15 protein-coding genes and 2 pseudogenes are annotated in these 17499 nt (G+C 64.1%); 12 read left to right on the forward strand and 5 right to left on the reverse strand.

Annotated features, from left to right (window positions below; all coding sequences use genetic code 11):
- Nucleotides 1-135: 135 nt before the first annotated feature.
- A pseudogene (locus ACGLHR_RS44740) lies at nucleotides 136-435 on the forward strand (ISKra4 family transposase); the annotation flags it as partial.
- 107 nt (nucleotides 436-542) lie between these two features.
- Here ACGLHR_RS44740 and ACGLHR_RS44745 read toward each other — a convergent pair.
- The gene (locus ACGLHR_RS44745) at nucleotides 543-1511 is read right to left on the reverse strand and encodes a LysR family transcriptional regulator (RefSeq protein ID WP_400102261.1); all 969 of its coding nucleotides are present in this window, start codon (nucleotides 1509-1511) and stop codon (nucleotides 543-545) included.
- A gap of 153 nt (nucleotides 1512-1664) precedes the next feature.
- Between ACGLHR_RS44745 and ACGLHR_RS44750 the strand changes: the two genes are divergently transcribed.
- From ACGLHR_RS44750 to ACGLHR_RS44790, 9 genes are all read left to right on the forward strand, one after another.
- The gene (locus ACGLHR_RS44750) at nucleotides 1665-2687 is read left to right on the forward strand and encodes a TRAP transporter substrate-binding protein (protein WP_400102262.1); all 1023 of its coding nucleotides are present in this window, start codon (nucleotides 1665-1667) and stop codon (nucleotides 2685-2687) included.
- Between the two features lie 71 nt (nucleotides 2688-2758).
- Nucleotides 2759-4540 (forward strand): IlvD/Edd family dehydratase, encoded by a 1782-nt coding sequence (locus ACGLHR_RS44755; protein WP_400102263.1) that lies wholly within the window; start codon nucleotides 2759-2761, stop codon nucleotides 4538-4540.
- An 80-nt stretch (nucleotides 4541-4620) separates the two neighbouring features.
- Nucleotides 4621-5835: a fumarylacetoacetate hydrolase family protein gene (locus ACGLHR_RS44760; RefSeq protein ID WP_400102264.1), complete on the forward strand. Its 1215-nt coding sequence runs from the start codon at nucleotides 4621-4623 to the stop codon at nucleotides 5833-5835.
- A gap of 102 nt (nucleotides 5836-5937) precedes the next feature.
- A complete protein-coding gene (locus ACGLHR_RS44765) occupies nucleotides 5938-6555 on the forward strand; it encodes a TRAP transporter small permease (protein ID WP_400102265.1) in 618 nt (205 codons plus the stop codon).
- Between the two features lie 30 nt (nucleotides 6556-6585).
- On the forward strand, nucleotides 6586-7866 hold the full coding sequence (locus ACGLHR_RS44770; RefSeq protein ID WP_400102266.1) for a TRAP transporter large permease subunit: 1281 nt from the start codon (nucleotides 6586-6588) through the stop codon (nucleotides 7864-7866).
- 88 nt (nucleotides 7867-7954) lie between these two features.
- Entirely contained in the window at nucleotides 7955-9364 is a 1410-nt protein-coding gene (locus tag ACGLHR_RS44775) for an FAD-binding oxidoreductase (protein WP_400102267.1), read from the forward strand.
- A gap of 117 nt (nucleotides 9365-9481) precedes the next feature.
- Entirely contained in the window at nucleotides 9482-10237 is a 756-nt protein-coding gene (locus tag ACGLHR_RS44780; RefSeq protein WP_400102268.1) for an SDR family oxidoreductase, read from the forward strand.
- Between the two features lie 15 nt (nucleotides 10238-10252).
- Complete coding sequence (locus tag ACGLHR_RS44785) at nucleotides 10253-11116, forward strand: fumarylacetoacetate hydrolase family protein (RefSeq protein WP_400102269.1); 864 nt, start codon at nucleotides 10253-10255, stop codon at nucleotides 11114-11116.
- 155 nt (nucleotides 11117-11271) lie between these two features.
- Nucleotides 11272-11688, forward strand: coding sequence for a 5'-nucleotidase C-terminal domain-containing protein (locus ACGLHR_RS44790; RefSeq protein WP_400102270.1), 417 nt, complete (start codon nucleotides 11272-11274; stop codon nucleotides 11686-11688).
- Between the two features lie 90 nt (nucleotides 11689-11778).
- Here the strand turns inward: ACGLHR_RS44790 and ACGLHR_RS44795 are convergent, their stop codons facing one another.
- From ACGLHR_RS44795 to kbl, 3 genes are all read right to left on the reverse strand, one after another.
- A complete protein-coding gene (locus ACGLHR_RS44795) occupies nucleotides 11779-13197 on the reverse strand; it encodes an amino acid permease (protein WP_400102271.1) in 1419 nt (472 codons plus the stop codon).
- Nucleotides 13198-13671: 474 nt separating this feature from the next.
- A complete protein-coding gene (locus ACGLHR_RS44800) occupies nucleotides 13672-14646 on the reverse strand; it encodes an NAD-dependent epimerase/dehydratase family protein (protein ID WP_400102272.1) in 975 nt (324 codons plus the stop codon).
- The gene (kbl, locus tag ACGLHR_RS44805) at nucleotides 14643-15845 is read right to left on the reverse strand and encodes a glycine C-acetyltransferase (RefSeq protein ID WP_400102273.1); all 1203 of its coding nucleotides are present in this window, start codon (nucleotides 15843-15845) and stop codon (nucleotides 14643-14645) included. The genes ACGLHR_RS44800 and kbl overlap by 4 nt, the downstream gene beginning before the upstream one ends.
- A gap of 88 nt (nucleotides 15846-15933) precedes the next feature.
- Between kbl and ACGLHR_RS44810 the strand changes: the two genes are divergently transcribed.
- Together ACGLHR_RS44810 and ACGLHR_RS44815 are read left to right on the forward strand one after the other, a co-directional pair.
- Nucleotides 15934-16530 (forward strand): helix-turn-helix domain-containing protein, encoded by a 597-nt coding sequence (locus ACGLHR_RS44810; RefSeq protein ID WP_400102274.1) that lies wholly within the window; start codon nucleotides 15934-15936, stop codon nucleotides 16528-16530.
- 99 nt (nucleotides 16531-16629) lie between these two features.
- A complete protein-coding gene (locus tag ACGLHR_RS44815) occupies nucleotides 16630-16944 on the forward strand; it encodes an HU family DNA-binding protein (protein ID WP_400102275.1) in 315 nt (104 codons plus the stop codon).
- Between the two features lie 225 nt (nucleotides 16945-17169).
- Here ACGLHR_RS44815 and ACGLHR_RS44820 read toward each other — a convergent pair.
- Nucleotides 17170-17424 (reverse strand): annotated as a pseudogene (locus ACGLHR_RS44820) (TonB-dependent siderophore receptor); the annotation flags it as partial.
- Between the last annotated feature and the right edge of the window lie 75 nt (nucleotides 17425-17499).

A 17499-nucleotide genomic window follows, 5' to 3' on the forward strand; every position in this document is an offset into this window, starting at 1 on the left:
GGACACATTTCTGACGGCGGCCATCGTTGCCTTGGATGAATTGTTGACGGTCATACCTACCTCGTTGCTCACTAATCCATATTGGCACGGGGGGGAGCTTGTGAGGTCTGCGGCGCGCTCCGTCGCGTGCACGACGGGCGGCTTACGGCCAACGGATCAGCATTCGAACTTTGGGATCTGTTTGTTCGTCTTCGCAGCTTCGTGTGGACCGGGCAAACGGTACGTTGGCAGAAGCTCGCTAAGGAACTGTGTCGTCTGCTTGATCTGCGCGAAAGACTTGACCCGAACTCAAGCCGCGAAGCCAGACAAGCGCGCTGCAAGCTCATAGATTTGATCAGCTACCTCAATAGCAATCTTGAGTCGCTGATCGACTATCGCACCCGGCAGCGTTTTGGTCTACGAATCGCGACCGGCTTCGTCGAGTCATCTATCAATTGAGAACGGCACATCGCACCTGCAGCAGTGCATTGGCTCCCGGCATCGTCCAGCGCATGTGCCCATTCCTCTTCATGCGTTGACCAATCACATAGTCGACGACCGATTCAGGCGGTTTCGCCGGCGCTGCCCGCCTTCTCGCGCAGCACCTCCATGAAGGCCTGCGCGGCGGGGGTCGGCGCCTCGCCCAGGCGCGTGATCAGACCGTAGTCGGGCATGCGGTCCGGCAGCTCGATGGGGATCCGGGCCAGCAGGCCCCTGTTCACGTACTTGTCCACCAGGGCGGCGGGTTGCAGCGACAGCATGTCCGTGCTCTGCATCAGTTCCAGGGCGAACAGGAAAGAGGGAGTCTCGACCACGCCGGACGTGAGTGCGAGCCCGGTGCGGCCGAAGATGTCGTCAGACACTTTGCGCACGGCCGTGGAGCGCGGGTAGAGAATCCAGGGCCAGTGGGCCAGCTTGGTCAGCTCGAGGTCGTGCGCCCCGCGCAAGGGGTGATCGAGCCCGGCCACCACCTGCAGCGGTTCGCTGGACAGGCGCTCGTATTGGAACTGGGCCCTGTGCGCCTCGTCTGTGAAGCGCCCGATCATCAGGTCGATCTTGCGCTCGGCCAGCCAGATCACCAGCTGGTCGCTGCTTTGCTCCAGGATCCTCAGCACCAGCAGTGGACGCCGGCGCTGGATCTCCGCCACTGTGGCCATCAGCAGGTGCGCGGCCGAGCCCGTGATCGCGCCAATGGACAGGTGGCCATGCCCCCCTTGCTTGAGTGCATTGAATTCATCCACGAACTTGCGATGCCCGGCCAGCGCGGCGTCGGCATAGCGCAGCGTGAACAGGCCCAGCTCGTTGGGCAGCATGCCACGTGACAGGCGCTCGAACAGGCGTGCCTCCAGGATTTCCTCGATATCCATCAGGATCTTGGTGGCCGCCGGTTGCGTGATATGCATCTGCTCGGCGGTAAGCCTCAGGTTGAGGGTGTGGCCGAGGATGTCGAGGAACTGGAGATGTCGGAATCGCAGCCGCCCGCAGGCCTGCGCCATGGACAGGGGTTTACCCGAGAAAATTTCTGAGCTCATAAGCATTTGGAATGGATCCTAGCAAAAAATTCAGTGGACCGGTACAGGTGCCAGACCTAACCTCTCGCCTGCGTCGAGACGGCCCTGGAGAGGTCTAGCGTGGCGCCGATGGCGCAGAACCGTCGCGACAAAATCATTCCATTGGAGACATTGATGAAGTTGAAATCCCTCGCCATGGCCGCCACGGCGCTGGCCATGCTTGCCGGCCCGGTGTCTGCGCAAATCAAGGAACGCGTGTTCAAGGTCGGTGTCGGCCTGAGCGAAGACCATCCTCAGGCCATGGCCGTCAAGCATTTCTCCGAACAACTCGCGGCCCGCAGCGGCGGCAAGCTGGTCGCCAAGCTGTATGCCAGCGGCTCGCTGGGCAATGACGTGAGCATGACCTCGGCGCTGCGCGGCGGCACCCTGGAGATGACGGTCCCCGACACCTCCACCTTGATGTCGCTGATAAAGCCCTTTGGCGTACTCAACCTGCCGCTGACCTTCAACAACGAGCAGGAAGCCGATGCCGTGCTGGATGGCCCCTTTGGCCAGAAGCTGCTCGCCAAGCTGCCCGAGAAGGGTCTCATCGGCTTGGGCTACTGGGAGAACGGCTTTCGCCACGTCACCAACTCGCGTCGCCCTATCAACCGGGCCGACGACCTCGGCGGGCTCAAGCTGCGCGTGATCCAGAGCCCGCTGTTCCTGGATACCTTCAATGCGCTGGGCACCAACGCCACGCCCATGCCCTTCACCGAGCTCTATTCGGCGATGGAGCAGGCAGCCGTGGATGGCCAGGAGAACCCGACCGCCACCATCCTGGCCAGCAAGTTCTACGAGGTGCAAAAGCACCTGGTGCTATCGCGCCACATGTACAGCGCCTGGGTGCTGCTGATGTCCAAGAAGACCTGGGACGGCCTGTCGCCGCAGGAGCAGAAGATTGTGCAGGAGGCCTCGCGCGAAGCCACGCTGTATGAGCGCAAGACCATCCGCGCCTTCGGCGACAAGGCGCTGGGGGAGCTAAAGAAGGCCGGCATGCAGGTCACCGAGTTGCCACCGGCCGAGCAGGCCAAGCTGCGCGCCAAGCTGCAGCCGGTGCTGACCAAGTACAGCAAGGAGTTCGGCGAGGAAACGACGAGCGAGCTCATGAGCGAACTGGCCAAGGTCCGCAAGACCAACTCCATCGCGGCGAAGTGATCCTCGCAGGCGCCGAGCAGCAGCGACGCGCCGTTCTTCCACTCCCTGACTTCTCCGCTACAGGTTTCGACATGGACAAGAAAGCCAGCCGTGCCTTCCGCTCCCGCGATTGGTTTGCCGATCCCGAGCGCTCGGACATGACCGCGCTCTACCTCGAACGCTTCATGAACTATGGGCTCACGCCCGAGGAGCTGCGCTCGGGTCGGCCCATCATCGGCATCGCCCAAACCGGCAGCGACCTCTCGCCCTGCAATCGCATCCATCTGGATCTGGCCCGGCGCGTGCGCGATGGCATCCGCGATGCTGGCGGCATTCCGATGGAATTCCCCATGCACCCCATCTTCGAGAACTGCCGCCGTCCCACCGCGGCGCTCGACCGCAACCTGGCCTATCTGGGCCTGGTGGAAATCCTGTACGGCTACCCCATCGACGCCGTGGTGCTGACGACGGGCTGTGACAAGACCACGCCTGCGGGCATCATGGCCGCCTCCACCGTCGACATCCCTGCCATCGTGCTATCCGGCGGACCCATGCTCGACGGCTGGCACAACGGCGAACTGGTCGGCTCGGGCACCGTGATCTGGCGCAGCCGCCGCCAGCTAGCCGCGGGCGAGATCGACGAGGAAGAGTTCCTGCAGCGCGCCTGCAGCAGCGCGCCCTCGGCGGGCCACTGCAACACCATGGGCACGGCCTCCACCATGAACGCCGTGGCCGAAGCCCTGGGCCTGTCGCTGCCGGGCTGCGCGGCCATTCCAGCCCCCTACCGCGAGCGGGGCCAGATCGCCTACGAGACCGGCCGGCGCATCGTCGAGATGGCCTACGAGGACCTGCGCCCCTCGCGCATCCTCAGCCGCGAGAGCTTCCTCAACGCCTTGTCGGTGGTCAGTTGCGCAGGCGGATCCAGCAACGCGCAGGTGCACATCATGGCCATGGCCCGCCACGCTGGCGTCGAACTGTGGCCGCAAGACTGGACCGAGCACGCCTACGACCTGCCCCTGCTGCTCAACATGCAGCCAGCGGGCCGCTTCCTGGGCGAGCGCTTCTTCCGCGCCGGCGGCGTGCCGGCCCTGATGTGCGAGCTGCAGCAGGCTGGCCGCCTGCATGGCGACTGCCTCAGCGTCACCGGCCGTACCGTGGGGGAGAACCTGCAGGGCCGCGAGACCCGCGATCGCGAGGTGATCTTCCCTTTCCATGCGCCGCTGATGGAGAAGGCCGGCTTCCTGGTGCTGAGCGGCAATCTGTTCGATTTCGGCATCCTGAAGACCTCGGTGATCTCCGAGCGTTTCCGCGAGCGCTACCTGAACCGCCCAGGCGAAGAGGGCGTCTTCGAGGCGCGTGCCGTGGTATTCGAGGGGGCCGACGACTACCATGCGCGCATCAACGACCCGGGACTGGACATCGACGAGGGCTGCATCCTGATCATGCGTGGCGCTGGTCCGATCGGCTGGCCGGGCTCGGCCGAGGTGGTCAACATGCAGCCGCCCGACGCCCTGATCCAGCGCGGCATCATGACCCTGCCGACCCTGGGCGACGGCCGTCAGTCCGGCACGGCGGACAGCCCCTCCATCCTCAACGTCTCGCCCGAGAGCGCGGTGGGCGGCGGGTTGAGCTGGCTGCAGAGCGGCGACCTCATCCGCATCGACCTCAACGCCGGCCGCTGCGATGCGCTGGTGCCGCCCGAAGAGATCGAGCGCCGCCGCCGCGAGCTCCCCGCGCCCCCGATCCCCCAGAGCCAATCCCCTTGGGAAGCGCTGTACCGGGAGAAGACCGGTCAGCTCGTCGACGGCGCCACGCTGGATTTCGCGTTGAACTACCGGCGCATCGCGGAGAAGACACCGCGCCACAACCATTGAGCCTCGTCTGCCTTGCAAGCGCTGCGCCGCGGGCGGGGCGCGCGGCTTGGGCCGCGGCTTGAACCCTGAAAGGAAATCGTATGAGCGAAGTGACAGCGGCCACGCTGGCCGGTGCGGTGAAGCACGTCCAGGTGTTGCCGGATGACGGCCTTGCGGGCACCCTGGTGGGCCGTGTCTGGGTCGGCGGCGCCTTGCCTGGGCCGGCCGTCGCCGCCCTGCGGCCGGAGGGCGTGTTCGACCTGAGCGAACACTACCCGACCATGAGCACGCTGCTCGATACCGAGCATCCCGCCGAGGCGGCGCGCCGGGCACCCGGCCGGCGCCTGTGCAGTGTCGACGAGTTGCTGGCCAACAGCCTGCCGGGCACCCGCAACGAGACGTTGCCCTGGCTTCTGGCCCCCTGTGACCTGCAGGTCGTGAAGGCTGCGGGAGTGACGTTCGCCGCCAGCCTGATAGAGCGTGTGATCGAGGAACAGGCGCGGGGCGACGCCAGCCGGGCCCAGGGCCTGCGCAACCAGGTGATCGAGCTGATCGGCGAAAGCCTGGCCGACATCCGTCCCGGCTCGTCGCAGGCGATGGCGCTCAAGGCGCTGCTGCAGCAAAAAGGCCTGTGGTCGCAATACCTGGAGGTGGGCATCGGCCCGGACGCCGAGGTCTTCACCAAGGCCCCGGTGCTGGCCTCGGTGGGCTGCGGCGAGGACATCGGCATCCGCGCCGACTCGGACTGGAACAACCCTGAACCGGAAGTCGTGCTGGCGGTAAACAGCCGCGGCGACATCGTCGGCGCCACCCTGGGCAACGACGTCAACCTGCGCGACATCGAAGGCCGCAGCGCGCTGCTGCTGGGCAAGGCCAAGGACAACAACGCCTCTTGCGCGATCGGTCCCTTCATCCGGCTGTTCGACGTGGGCTTCGGTCTGGACGAGGTGCGCCGCGAGACCGTGCACCTGCGCGTCGCGGGTGCGGACGGTTTCGAGCTGCGCGGCATCAACACCATGAGCAGCATCAGCCGCGACCCGGCCGACCTGGTGGCGCAGACTCTGGCCGCGCACCAGTACCCCGACGGCTTCATGCTCTTCCTGGGTACGCTGTTTGCGCCCATTGAAGACCGCGACCAGCCCGGCGGCGGCTTCACCCACAAGCTCGGCGATGTGGTCACCATCCGCAGCGCCTGGCTGGGGGGGCTGCACAACCGGGTGACACACAGCGAGACCGCCGCCCCCTGGTGCTTTGGCTTGCGCGCCTTCATCGGCAACCTGGCCGAGCGCGGCCTGCTGCAGGGCCGCGCGCTCTGAGTCAGCGTTGGCGGCCTGCCCACCAGCCCAGGTCGCCGGCGTCGACCCCCTTCCCCGTCCCAAGACAAGCATTGATGGCGCAGACCATCAGGGAGACAACCCATGCTCAATACCCTCATCGACCGGTATTGCCGGTTCATTAACCTTCTCATCGCCCTGGCTCTGGCCGTCATGGTGGTGCTGGTTTTCGGCAACGTCGTGCTGCGTTATGCCTTCAATTCTGGCATCGCGATCAGCGAGGAGCTGTCGCGCTGGCTGTTCGTCTGGGTCACCTTCCTGGGCGCCGTGGCCGCCATCAAGGAAAACGCCCACCTGGGCACCGACATGCTCGTGTCGCGCCTGCCGGTAATGGGCAAAAAGGTCTGCCTGGTACTGGGTCACCTGCTCATGCTCTACATCACCTGGCTGTTCTTCGACGGCAGCTGGCAACAGGCCAAGATCAATTGGGATGTGCAAGCGCCGGTCACCGGGGCGTCGGTGGCCATCTTTTACAGCTCGGGGGTAGCGTTCTCGGTCTGCGCCGGCTTCCTGCTGGTGCTGCAATTGCTGCGCGCGCTGACCGGCCAGCTCAGCGATGAAGAGCTGGTGATGGTCAAGGAGTCCGAGGAACAGGCCGAGCTCGAGGCCCTCCAGGCCGAGCTAGCGCGCGAGAGCGCTGCCGGCGGCTCGCAAAGCCACTCCCCCCTGGGCGACACGCCGCTGCCTCACTCACGCAGCTAAGAAACAAGAAAAAGAACCGGAGACCTCAACATGACCGTACTGATCTTTCTCGGCGGCCTCACCGGCGCCATGGCGCTCGGCATTCCGATCGCCTACGCGCTGCTGGCCAGCGGCGTGGCCCTGATGTGGCATCTCGACCTGTTCGACGCGCAGATCCTGGCGCAGAACTTCATCAATGGCGCCGACAGTTTCCCGTTGCTGGCCGTGCCTTTCTTTATGCTGGCTGGCGAAATCATGAACGTCGGCGGCCTCTCGCAGCGCATCGTGAACTTCGCGCTGGCGATCGTCGGCCATGTCAAGGGTGGCCTGGGCTATGTGGTGATTCTGGCCGCCTGCCTGCTGTCGGCCCTGTCGGGCTCCGCCGTGGCCGACGCCGCAGCGCTGACCGCGCTGCTGCTGCCGATGATGATCAAGGCAGGCCACAAGAAAGAAGTTTCGGGTGGCCTGATCGCGGCCTCCGGCGTGATCGGCCCGATCATCCCCCCCAGCATCGGCTTCGTGATCTTCGGCGTCACCGCCAACGTCTCGATCAGCAAGCTGTTCATCGCCGGCATCTTCCCTGGCGTCATGATCGGCATCGGCCTGGCCGTGGCCTGGTGGTGGCTCGGCCGCAAGGAAGACCTGGTCCTGCCCGAGAAGAAGACCAAGGCTGAAATCTGGCAGTGCGCACGCGAATCCCTCTGGGCGCTGATGCTGCCGGTGTTCATCCTGGTGGGCCTGCGCATGGGCGTCTTCACCCCGACCGAGGCCGCGGTGGTGGCCGCCGTGTACTCGCTGTTCGTGGCCAGTGTGGTGTACCGTGAGCTGCCGCTGAGCGCACTGCTCCCAATCTTCACCACAGCGGCCAAGACCACCGCTGTGGTCATGTTCCTGGTGGCCGCCGCGATGGTGTCATCGTGGCTCATCACCGTGGCCAACCTGCCGACCCAGATGGTGGAACTGCTCAAGCCCTTCATGGACAACCAGACCCTGCTGCTGATCGCGATCATGGTGCTGGTGATGCTGGTCGGCACTGCGATGGACATGACGCCGACCATCCTGATCATGACCCCGGTGCTGATGCCGGTGATCAAGGCCGCCGGCATCGACCCGATCTATTTCGGCGTGCTGTTCATCATCAACAACTCGATCGGCCTGATCACGCCGCCGGTGGGCACCATCCTCAACGTGGTGGCCGGCGTGGGCCGCATGAAGATGGACGAAGTCACCAAGGGCGTGCTGCCCTTCATGCTGGCCGAGTTCGCCGTACTGTTCATCATGGTGGCCTTCCCGCAGACCGTGATGGCACCGCTGCGCTGGTTCGTGGGGTGAGGCGCGCGGTCGATCAGGCCCAGAGTTGGCTCAATGACCGCGCCGCCCCCCAGTTTGCAAATTGCTTGTATTCACTCCGATTCCTGCCATGAACCAGACCCTTCAATCCTCTTCGGTCATCGATGCCCTGCTTGCCGAGCTGGGCCCGCTGGCCGTGCTCGCCGGCAGCGACGTGCCGGTGCGCAACCACAACGACTACAGCGGCCTGCCGGCCAGCCGCCCCCTGGCCGTGGTTCGCCCTGCCGACACGGCCGGGGTGGCCACCGCGGTGCGCATCTGCCATGAACACGGCGTGGGCGTGGTGCCCCAAGGCGGGCTGACCGGCCTGTGCGGTGGCGCGCGCGCCTCGGCGGGTCAGGTGGCCCTGTCGCTGGAACGCATGGTGGGCATCGAGGAGGTCGATTCGGCCTCGGCCACCATGACCGCGCTGGCCGGCACCCCGCTGGAGACCATCCAGCAGGCGGCCACCGCCGCCGGCTTCTTCTGCCCGCTGGACCTGGGCGCACGCGGCTCGTGCGCGATTGGCGGCAACCTGTCGACCAATGCCGGCGGCAACCGCGTGATCCGCTACGGCATGGCGCGCGAGATGGTGCTGGGCATCGAGGTGGTGCTGCCGGATGGCACCGTGGTCACCAGCCTCAACAAGATGATCAAGAACAACGCGGGCTTCGACCTCAAGCACCTGTTCATCGGCAGCGAGGGCACGCTGGGCATCATCACACGGGTGGTGCTCAGGATGTTCCCAAAGCCGGCCTCGACCATGGTGGCGATCTGCGCCGCCAAGGACTACGACAACGTGCTGACGCTGCTGAACTCGGCGCGCCAGAACCTGGGGCCGCTGCTCTCGGCCTTCGAGGTCATGTGGCCCGACTACTGGCAGTTCGCCACCACCCAGGCCCCAGGGGTGCGCGACCCCCTCAAGGGCGACGACACGGCCCATGGCGCCTACGTGCTGGTCGAGGCGCTGGGAACCGACCCGGTGCATGACGCACAGCGCTTCGAGGCTTGGTTGGGCGGTCTGCTGGAGTCGGGCGTGGTTCCCAATGCGGCACTCGCGCAGTCCCTGGCCGACGGCCGCGCGTTCTGGAGCATCCGCGATGCCAGCGGCGAACTGCACCCGCTGTGGCCAGGCCACCTGGCCTTTGACATCGGCCTGCCGGTGGCTCGCATGGACGACTATGCGCGCCGCTGCCGCGAGGTACTCCATGCCCGCATCCCCAGCGTCCGGGCCCTGTTCTACGGCCACATCGGCGACGGCAATCTGCATATCATCGTCTACCAGCCTGGCGCGGCAGAGCAGCCCAAGGCACTGGTCGACGGCATTGTGTACGGCCTGGTGCGTGAGTACGGCGGTACGGTCTCGGCCGAGCACGGCATCGGCACCCTCAAGCGCCAATGGCTTGGCCATGCGCGCTCGCCCGAGGAGATCGAGCTGATGCGAGTCATCAAGAAGGCGCTCGATCCGCAGGCGCTGCTGAACCCGGGCAAGGTGATCTGACCGGACCGTTCACCCGTCGACGCGACATCGTGCCCGGAAGCAAGCTGCTCGTTCCGCGCTGAACAGCACGGCGTTTCAGTGCCCAAAGCAACCCCTGAACTCACTCGAAGAATCGTCATGACACTCCGACTGGCTGGAAAAGCCACCTTCATCACCGCGGCCGGACAAGGCATCGGCAGAGCGACCGCGATCGCTTTTGCCGCGCAGGGCGCGCGCGTGATCGCGACGGATATCAACCAGGAGGCGCTTGCTTCCTTGCGCCGGGAAATTGCTTGCAGCACCCACGTCCTGGATGTCACCGATGCCCAGGCCATTCGCGACGTGGCAGAGGCTGCAGGCCCGGTTGACGTGCTCTTCAATGCGGCAGGCTTCGTCCACGCAGGCAACCTGCTCGAGTGCACGGAAGACGAGTGGACGTTTGCATTCGACCTCAACGTGCGCGCCCAATTTCGCACCATCAGAGCCTTCCTGCCAGGCATGCTGGAGCGAGGCAACGGGTCCATCATCAATGTGGCATCCGTTGCGGGAAGCATCAAAGGCGCACCCAACCGAGTCGTGTATGGCACCACCAAGGCCGCCGTCATCGGCCTGACCAAAGCCGTCGCTGCCGACTTTGTCGCCAAGGGGATCCGATGCAATGCCATTTGTCCCGGCACGGTGATGTCGCCATCGCTGCTGGAGCGCATCACGGCCCAGGCACAAGCCACCGGCCAGACGCTGGCCCAGGTCGAGGCGGGCTTCGTGGAGCGCCAGCCCATGGCCCGCCTGGGGCGAGCCGAAGAAATTGCGGCCTTGGCTATCTACCTGGCCAGCGATGAATCCTCTTTCACAACAGGTACCGCCCAGATCATTGACGGCGGTTGGTCCAACTAAGCTCCCATTTCAACCATGAAACTGCTTCGCCACGGCCCCAAGGGCCAAGAAAAGCCCGCACTGCTGCACACGGACGGCACGGTTCGCGACCTCAGCCCGGCGCTGCCCGACATCGTCCCCGGCACCTTGTCTCAGTCCGGCATGGCGGCCCTGCGCAGCCTCGATGCCAGCACCTTGCCCATCGTCCCTCAGGGCCGTCTGGCCGTGCCATGGACCGGCATGCGCAAGTTCATTGCCATCGGTCTGAACTACGCGGACCACGCCGCCGAAGCGAACATGCCGATCCCCAAGGAACCGATTGTCTTCACCAAGACGGTCGACTCGGCCGTGGGCTGCAATCACCCGGTCGTGTTGCCGCAGGGCTCGGTCAAGAGCGACTGGGAGGTGGAACTCGGGGTGGTGATCGGCACCCGCGCCCGCTATGTCAGCGAGGCCGATGCCCTGAACCACGTGGCGGGCTACTGCACCATCAACGATGTGTCGGAACGCGAGTACCAGCTCGAGCGTGGCGGCACCTGGGACAAGGGCAAGGGATGCGACACCTTCGGCCCCATCGGCCCGTGGCTTGTGAGCGCCGACGAGGTCGGTGACCCGCAAGACCTCTCGATGTGGCTCGACGTGAACGGTGAGCGCCAGCAGACCGGCAACACCCGCACCATGATCTTCACGGTAGCCCAGCTGGTCAGTTACCTGAGCCGTTTCATGACACTGGAGCCGGGCGACCTGATCACCACCGGCACGCCGCCCGGCGTGGGCATGGGCAAGAAGCCGCAGCCCCAGTTCCTGAAGCCGGGCGACGTCATCACCCTGGGCATCGAGCGGCTTGGCGAGCAGAAACAGACCGTGTTTGCCTGGGATCCGGAGTTGATCGACGGATAAAGGCGTACCGCTGCACGAGCCGATCGACCCGCGCCATTCCGGGGTTCCGTGGTGCTCCCGCAGCGGCCGCCACTCTCGCCGGCTACAAGTCCGCCAAGGACGCACTAGGCAAGAAGGTCGTAGCCAGGGCCCCGGTCAACCTTTGCCTGCGCCGCGTGCCGGGCACCAAGCGCGATGCCACCCGCTCCGTGCCGGGCGATGTGTGCAACAAGGACGCAGATGTCATTGCCCGCGGCGGCGACGTGCAGCAACTGGCGGCACAAGCGTTCCTGGAGCGCGGGAAGGCCTCGGCCGGATCGCGCCTCAGCCAGTTGGAAGTGAAGTCCGCATCAGGTTATGTGCCGCTGGACCCGGCCAGGACCTATGCCGTCATCACCAACAATTTCCTCGCCGATGGCCAGGATGGCTACACTACGATGAAGAGCGTCGCCGGTGCACGCCGAAGCGACGTCGGGCTGGACTACGCCGAGGCCTTCCTGACTTATGTTGAGGGACTGCCAGGCGCATCCAGGGAACTGAAGAAGCTGCCGGTGGCGGACTACAGCACGCAGCTGTTTACCGATATACCCTGAGCCGGCCGCTGCGCACGCACGCCGGACACCGCGCGGGGTCCGGCGCTGCGCGCCGCCGCGTGGGAGCACCGGCAGCGCGCGGGACACTGATCAAGCAGACTTTTGGACATGCCCCTCAAGCGGCGCGCGCGATTTGGTGAGCCGATAGCCGATGCCGAGCAGTGCGAACCACACGGGTGCCACGTAGAGCGCCACCCGGGTACCCGGATCGAGCGACAGCAGCGCCGCAACCGCGATCATGAAGGCGACCACCAGCCAGTTGGCATAAGGCGCGCCAGGCATGCGAAAGTCCACCGCCTTGACCCGGCCGGCGGCGATTGCCTTGCGATAGCCGAGGTGGGCAATCATGATGATCGACCAGGTCCACAGCGAACCGACCAGCGAAATGCTGGTGACCCAGACGAAGACCTGCTCCGGCACGATGTAGTTGAGCAGCACGCCGATGCCCATCAGCACGGCCGAGAACGTGATGGCGGTGGACGGCACATGCTTGCTGCTGACCCTGCCGAAGGCGCGCGGCGCCTGGCCAAATTGCGCCAGCGTGTACAGCATGCGCCCCGTGCTGAAGATGCCGCTGTTGCAAGATGAGGCTGCCGCCGTGATGACGACCAGATTGACGATCGCGGCCGCCCCCGGAATGCCGATCCTCTCGAACACGTAGACGAAGGGGCTGACGCCGGGCTTCAGTTCATTCCAGGGCACCAGCGCCATCATGACGATCAGCGCGCCAACGTAGAAGATCAGAATGCGCCAGACGACGCCGTTGGTCGCATGCGGCAACACCTTCTCGGGATTCTGCGCCTCCCCCGCGGTGACACCGATCAGTTCCACGCCCTGGTAGGCGAACATGACGATCTGCAAGGTCAGCACCACGCCGAGCGTCCCGAACGGCATGAAGCCGCCATGCGTCCACAGGTTCGAGAAGCTGGCCGTCGGGCCGAGCGGTGTCACGCCGAAGAAGATGATCGCCAGCCCGATCACGATCATGGCGATGATGGTTACCACCTTGATCAGCGCGAACCAGAATTCCAGCTCGCCGAATACCGCGACCGCGATGCAATTCACCAGGTACAGCACCGCCAGGGTGGCCAGCGCCGGTATCCACTGCGGCACGTCCGGGAACCAGTAGTGCACGTAGACTGCGACCGCGGTGATCTCGGCCATCCCGGTGACCACCCACATGAACCAGTACGACCAGCCGGTGGCGAAGCCGGCAAAGGGGCCGACAAACTCCTCGGCGTAGGTTGCAAAGGATCCGGTCACCGGGCGGTACAGCAGCAGCTCGCCCAGCGCGCGCATGATGAAGAAGATCGCCACGCCGCCGATGGCATAACTCAGCATCAGTCCCGGGCCGGCGATGGCGATCGCGCGCCCTGCTCCCAGAAACAGTCCGACACCGATGGCGCCGCCGATGGCGATCATCTGGATGTGCCGGTCCTTGAGCCCGCGATGGAGATCCTTCTCCTCGTGGGCCCGCTCTTCGTCGAGCAGTTTCCTTACGTCAGTCATATTGATCTCCTCTCAGACCCGCGAACGCTTGTCAGCACCAGCATGGCTCTCACCCGTGAATTGGTTCCGGCGCGCAATGACCTTCCGGAAACGGGTTGCCCGGCTTCGCGCCGGTAGTGCGCCAGCATGAACCCTCCGATGTCGAAGCCGGCCCTGGCGGCCGGAAAGTCGGATTGCTGGATTTGCGGCTGTGGTCATAAGTTGTCTCCTCTGGTAATCGTTATTTGGATCGATGCGGCCGGCGCTTCGCGCCTTGTCTATCGCCCGCGCGGCATCGCGCATCGTCCTGATCGCCTTCATTCCCCGACAACGCATCCCAGCGTCCGAAATCGAGGCGATCTTCTATCACTGGGTCTCGACCCTGTCAATACGTTTCCCGCGCTGCCGTGCAACGACCTTCGCGCAGCCTGCTGTCATGCCGCGAGGCTGGCCGGCGGCCGGGTTCCTGGCTTTGCCTGCTGCGCCAACCCGGTCTCAGCTCACGCATTCCAAGGCGCTACCCTGGTTCAGCGTTGCCAGGTTTTTCAGCATGTCGGCCACCATCTCCTTGAGGCCGAATTCAGGTCTCCAGTTCCAATCTCGCCTGGCTACCGAGTCGTCGATAGAGTCAGGCCATCCACCGGCAATCTCCTGACGGAAATCAGGCTCGTACCGGACATCGAACCCCGGGCAATGCCGCCGGATCTCGTTCGCGATATCGCCAGGCGTGAAGCTCAAGCCCGCAAGGTTGTAACTTCCCCGCTCGGAGATGCTGGCGCCAGGCGCCTCCATCAGCTCGATGGTCGCGCGAACGGCGTCCGGCATGTACATCATTGGCAGGGCTTCATCTTTCTCCAGAAAGCAGGCATAGGGTTGCGCCCTGAGCGCCGAATGGAAGATATCGATTGCGTAGTCCGTGGTTCCGCCGCCTGGAGGCGTCTTGTAGGAAATCAATCCTGGATACCGCAGGCTCCGGACATCCACGCCATGGTTCTCAAAGTACCAACGGCACCATCCTTCGCCCGCCAGCTTGGAGATGCCGTAGACGGTCTTGGGCTCCATGATGGTGCTTTGGGGCGTGGCGTCCGACGGCGTTGTCGGGCCGAATGCCGCAATCGAACTGGGCCAGAATACCTTGTCGAGCCTCTGGTGACGCGCAGCCTCCAGCACGTTCAGCAGGCCGTTCATGTTGAGTTGCCACGCCCATGTGGGCGACTTCTCTCCCGTTGCCGACAATGCGGCTGCCAAGTGATAGATCTGGGTGAACCCATGCCGCTCGATGACATCGCGGAGTTGCGCCCGATCGGTTACGTCGAGCATTTCATGCGTGAGGTGCGGGTGGCGGCCGTGCGGCACCATGTCGCTCGTGACGACATTCTGCTTGCCATAGCGATCGGCCAGCGCCGACGCCAACTCCGTTCCCAATTGGCCGTTGGCGCCAATGATCAGAACCCTGGCTGGCTTTGTCATTGAATGATCCCCAGTTCCTTGCCTGCGATCTCGAACGCCTCCAACGCCTGGTCCAGCTCGGCGCTGTCGTGCAAGGCGCTGATCTGCACGCGGATGCGTGCCTGCCCCCTGGGGACCACGGGATAGAAGAAACCGATGACATAGACGCCCAGCTCCAGCAGACGCCGGGACAGTTGCTGCGCCTTTTCCGCGTCGTACACCATGACGGGAATGATGGGGTGGTCGCCGAGCTTCACGTCGAAACCCAGCGTGCCGAGCTTGCCGCGGAAGTACCGCGCATTGCGCTCGAGCTTGTCTCGCAACGTGGTATCGGCTTCGAGCAGGTCGAGCACCTTGAGTGTCGCGCCCACGATGCACGGCGCCACCGTGTTCGAGAAAAGATAAGGCCGGGAGCGTTGGCGCAGCAATGCCACGACTTCCTTTCGCCCACTCGTAAAACCACCCGAGGCGCCGCCTAGCGCTTTGCCGAGCGTTCCGGTGATGATGTCGACCTTTCCGAAGATCCCACGGTGTTCGTGAGAGCCGCGGCCACGCTGCCCAAGGAAGCCGGTGGCATGGCACTCGTCAATCCCGAGGAGCGCCCCGAACTCGTCGCAGATCTCGCGGATCTCGTCGAGCCGGGCAATCGTGCCATCCATCGAGAATACGCCATCGGTAAACACGAGCTTGAAACGTGCGCCTGCGGCATCGGCCGCCTTCAACTGCTCGCGAAGATCCGCAAGGTCATTGTTCTTGTAGCGGAAACGCTTGGCTTTACAGAGCCGGATGCCATCGATGATGGAAGCGTGGTTCAGTTCGTCGCTGATGACAGCGTCGTCCGGACCAAGGAGCGTCTCGAACAGGCCCCCGTTTGCATCGAAGGCCGAGCCGTAGAGGATCGTGTCTTCGGTGCCGAGAAAGCTCGCGAGACGCGCCTCGAGCGACTTGTGCAGATCTTGCGTACCACAAATGAACCGAACGGAGCTCAAGCCAAAACCACGCTCGCCGAGCGCGCGATGCGCAGCCTCCACGACCTCCGGATGGGACGAGAGGCCCAGGTAGTTGTTAGCGCACAGGTTGATGACTTCCTTCCCATCGGTAGTCCTGATAAGGCTGCCCTGGGGTGAGGCGATGATACGCTCGGTCTTGAACAGACCGGCTTGTTCAATGGACTCGAGCTCCTGGCGGATGGCTGCGTAGAATGCGTCTGTTGTCGGCACAGCGGTGCTCCTGTAAACTGAGGGTGATCGATAAACCGAACATGTTCTGTATATCGAACGTTTTGTTCACTTTACAGGACTTCATTTCATGACACAAGTCCCCCCGCCGGAGGCGTTCACAGAAGGCCCCCCCGTCATTGGAGCCAGGCTGCAATTGCTTCGCCAGGCACGCAAGCTCTCCCTCGACGAGCTTTCCCGGCGTGCTGGCGTATCCAAATCGATGCTTTCGCAGGTTGAGCGGAATCTTGCCAATCCCACGGTGGCGGTCTTGTGGCGATTGGCGAACGCCTTGGGCATTGGCCTGGCCGAGTTCCTTTCCGGCGGGCAGGCCGACAAGCCGACGCCAACCGTGACGGTCATTCCTGCTCACTCGATTCCGGTGATCAGAAGCCCGGATGGCAAATGCGAGTTGAAGATTCTCGGCCCGGTGGACCTTGCAAGCCGGGTGGAATGGTATGAGCTGTCGATCCATCCTGGCGGCGTACTCGCATCCGAGCCGCATGAGAGTGGTTCGAAAGAACATCTGTCCGTAATGAGCGGCTGCGTCACCGTTCAATCCGGCCCCAGTGAGAAGAAAGTCCGGCACGGCGAGTCCGCGCGCTATCCGGCGGATGTTCAGCATGCCATTTCGAATCCTGGAAAAACCATGGCCACGGCACTGCTGGTCGTTGAGTACGCCCAATGAAGCCGTTCATCGGAAGTCGACAGGATCACGCCAGCACTGCAACACGAGCGCGGGCTGGCTCCCTTGCGAATTCGTCAAGCTGCGGTTGCACCGGTGGAGATGCCGCTGAAGGAAACCTTCACCAAGGCGAGCTTGCTGGCTCACCTGGTCGCCCAGACCGAGCTTGATGCCAAGACCGTCAAGACCGTGCTGGCACATCTGGAAAACACCGTCCTGACCGCGGCGCACAAGAAGGGTGTGGGCGAGTTCACGCTCCCCGGCCTGCTCAAGGTCAAGGCCCTGCAAGTACCGGCGACCAAGAAGCGCTTCGGCAAGAACCCGTTCACCGGCGAAGATCAGTGGTTCGCTGCAAAGCCCGCAACCGTCAAGGTGAAGGTCCGCCCGCTGAAAAAACTGAAGGATGGCGCGCTGTAGGGCGTACCGACCTGCTGAAAGAATGGAGCCCGCCCGGCTCCTTTTTTTCGCGCCAGGCTGGCGAAATAGATATCTCTTCACCGACCTGCAGGTCCCGAAATCTTCAGGCGCGTGCTGCGCTCGAACCCGCTGTCCACGCGAGATCGTCGCCGATCAACTGCAGCTACCCGGCGGCAAAGGCGGACATTCCGGAATTCAGAGATTCAGGGGCGTGAGCGGACTTCTTCAGAACTGGTACCGCAGGCCGGCCACGATCTGCCGGCCCAGGCCCGGGGTGACCGCAAGGTTTCCCCATGATGCCGGGTAGTAATTCTTGTTGAACAGGTTGTGCACGTCCAGCGAGATTCGGGTGTGGCGATTAATCTGCCAGTATGTCACCAGCTTGACGGTGGTGTAGGCAGGCAGCGAATAGGTGTCGGTGGCATTGCCGGAGCGCGAGCCCACGTAGACCAGGCCGCTGCCCACACCGTAGCGCCCGCCTAGTACTACTGTGTTAAAAAATAAGGCATTATTTGCTTATCTTCAAGTGAGTTACGAGGAAAGCGATGGAAGCCT

Source organism: Cupriavidus sp. CuC1 (assembly GCF_044627735.1).
In the GTDB taxonomy this organism is placed as follows: domain Bacteria; phylum Pseudomonadota; class Gammaproteobacteria; order Burkholderiales; family Burkholderiaceae; genus Cupriavidus; species Cupriavidus ulmosensis.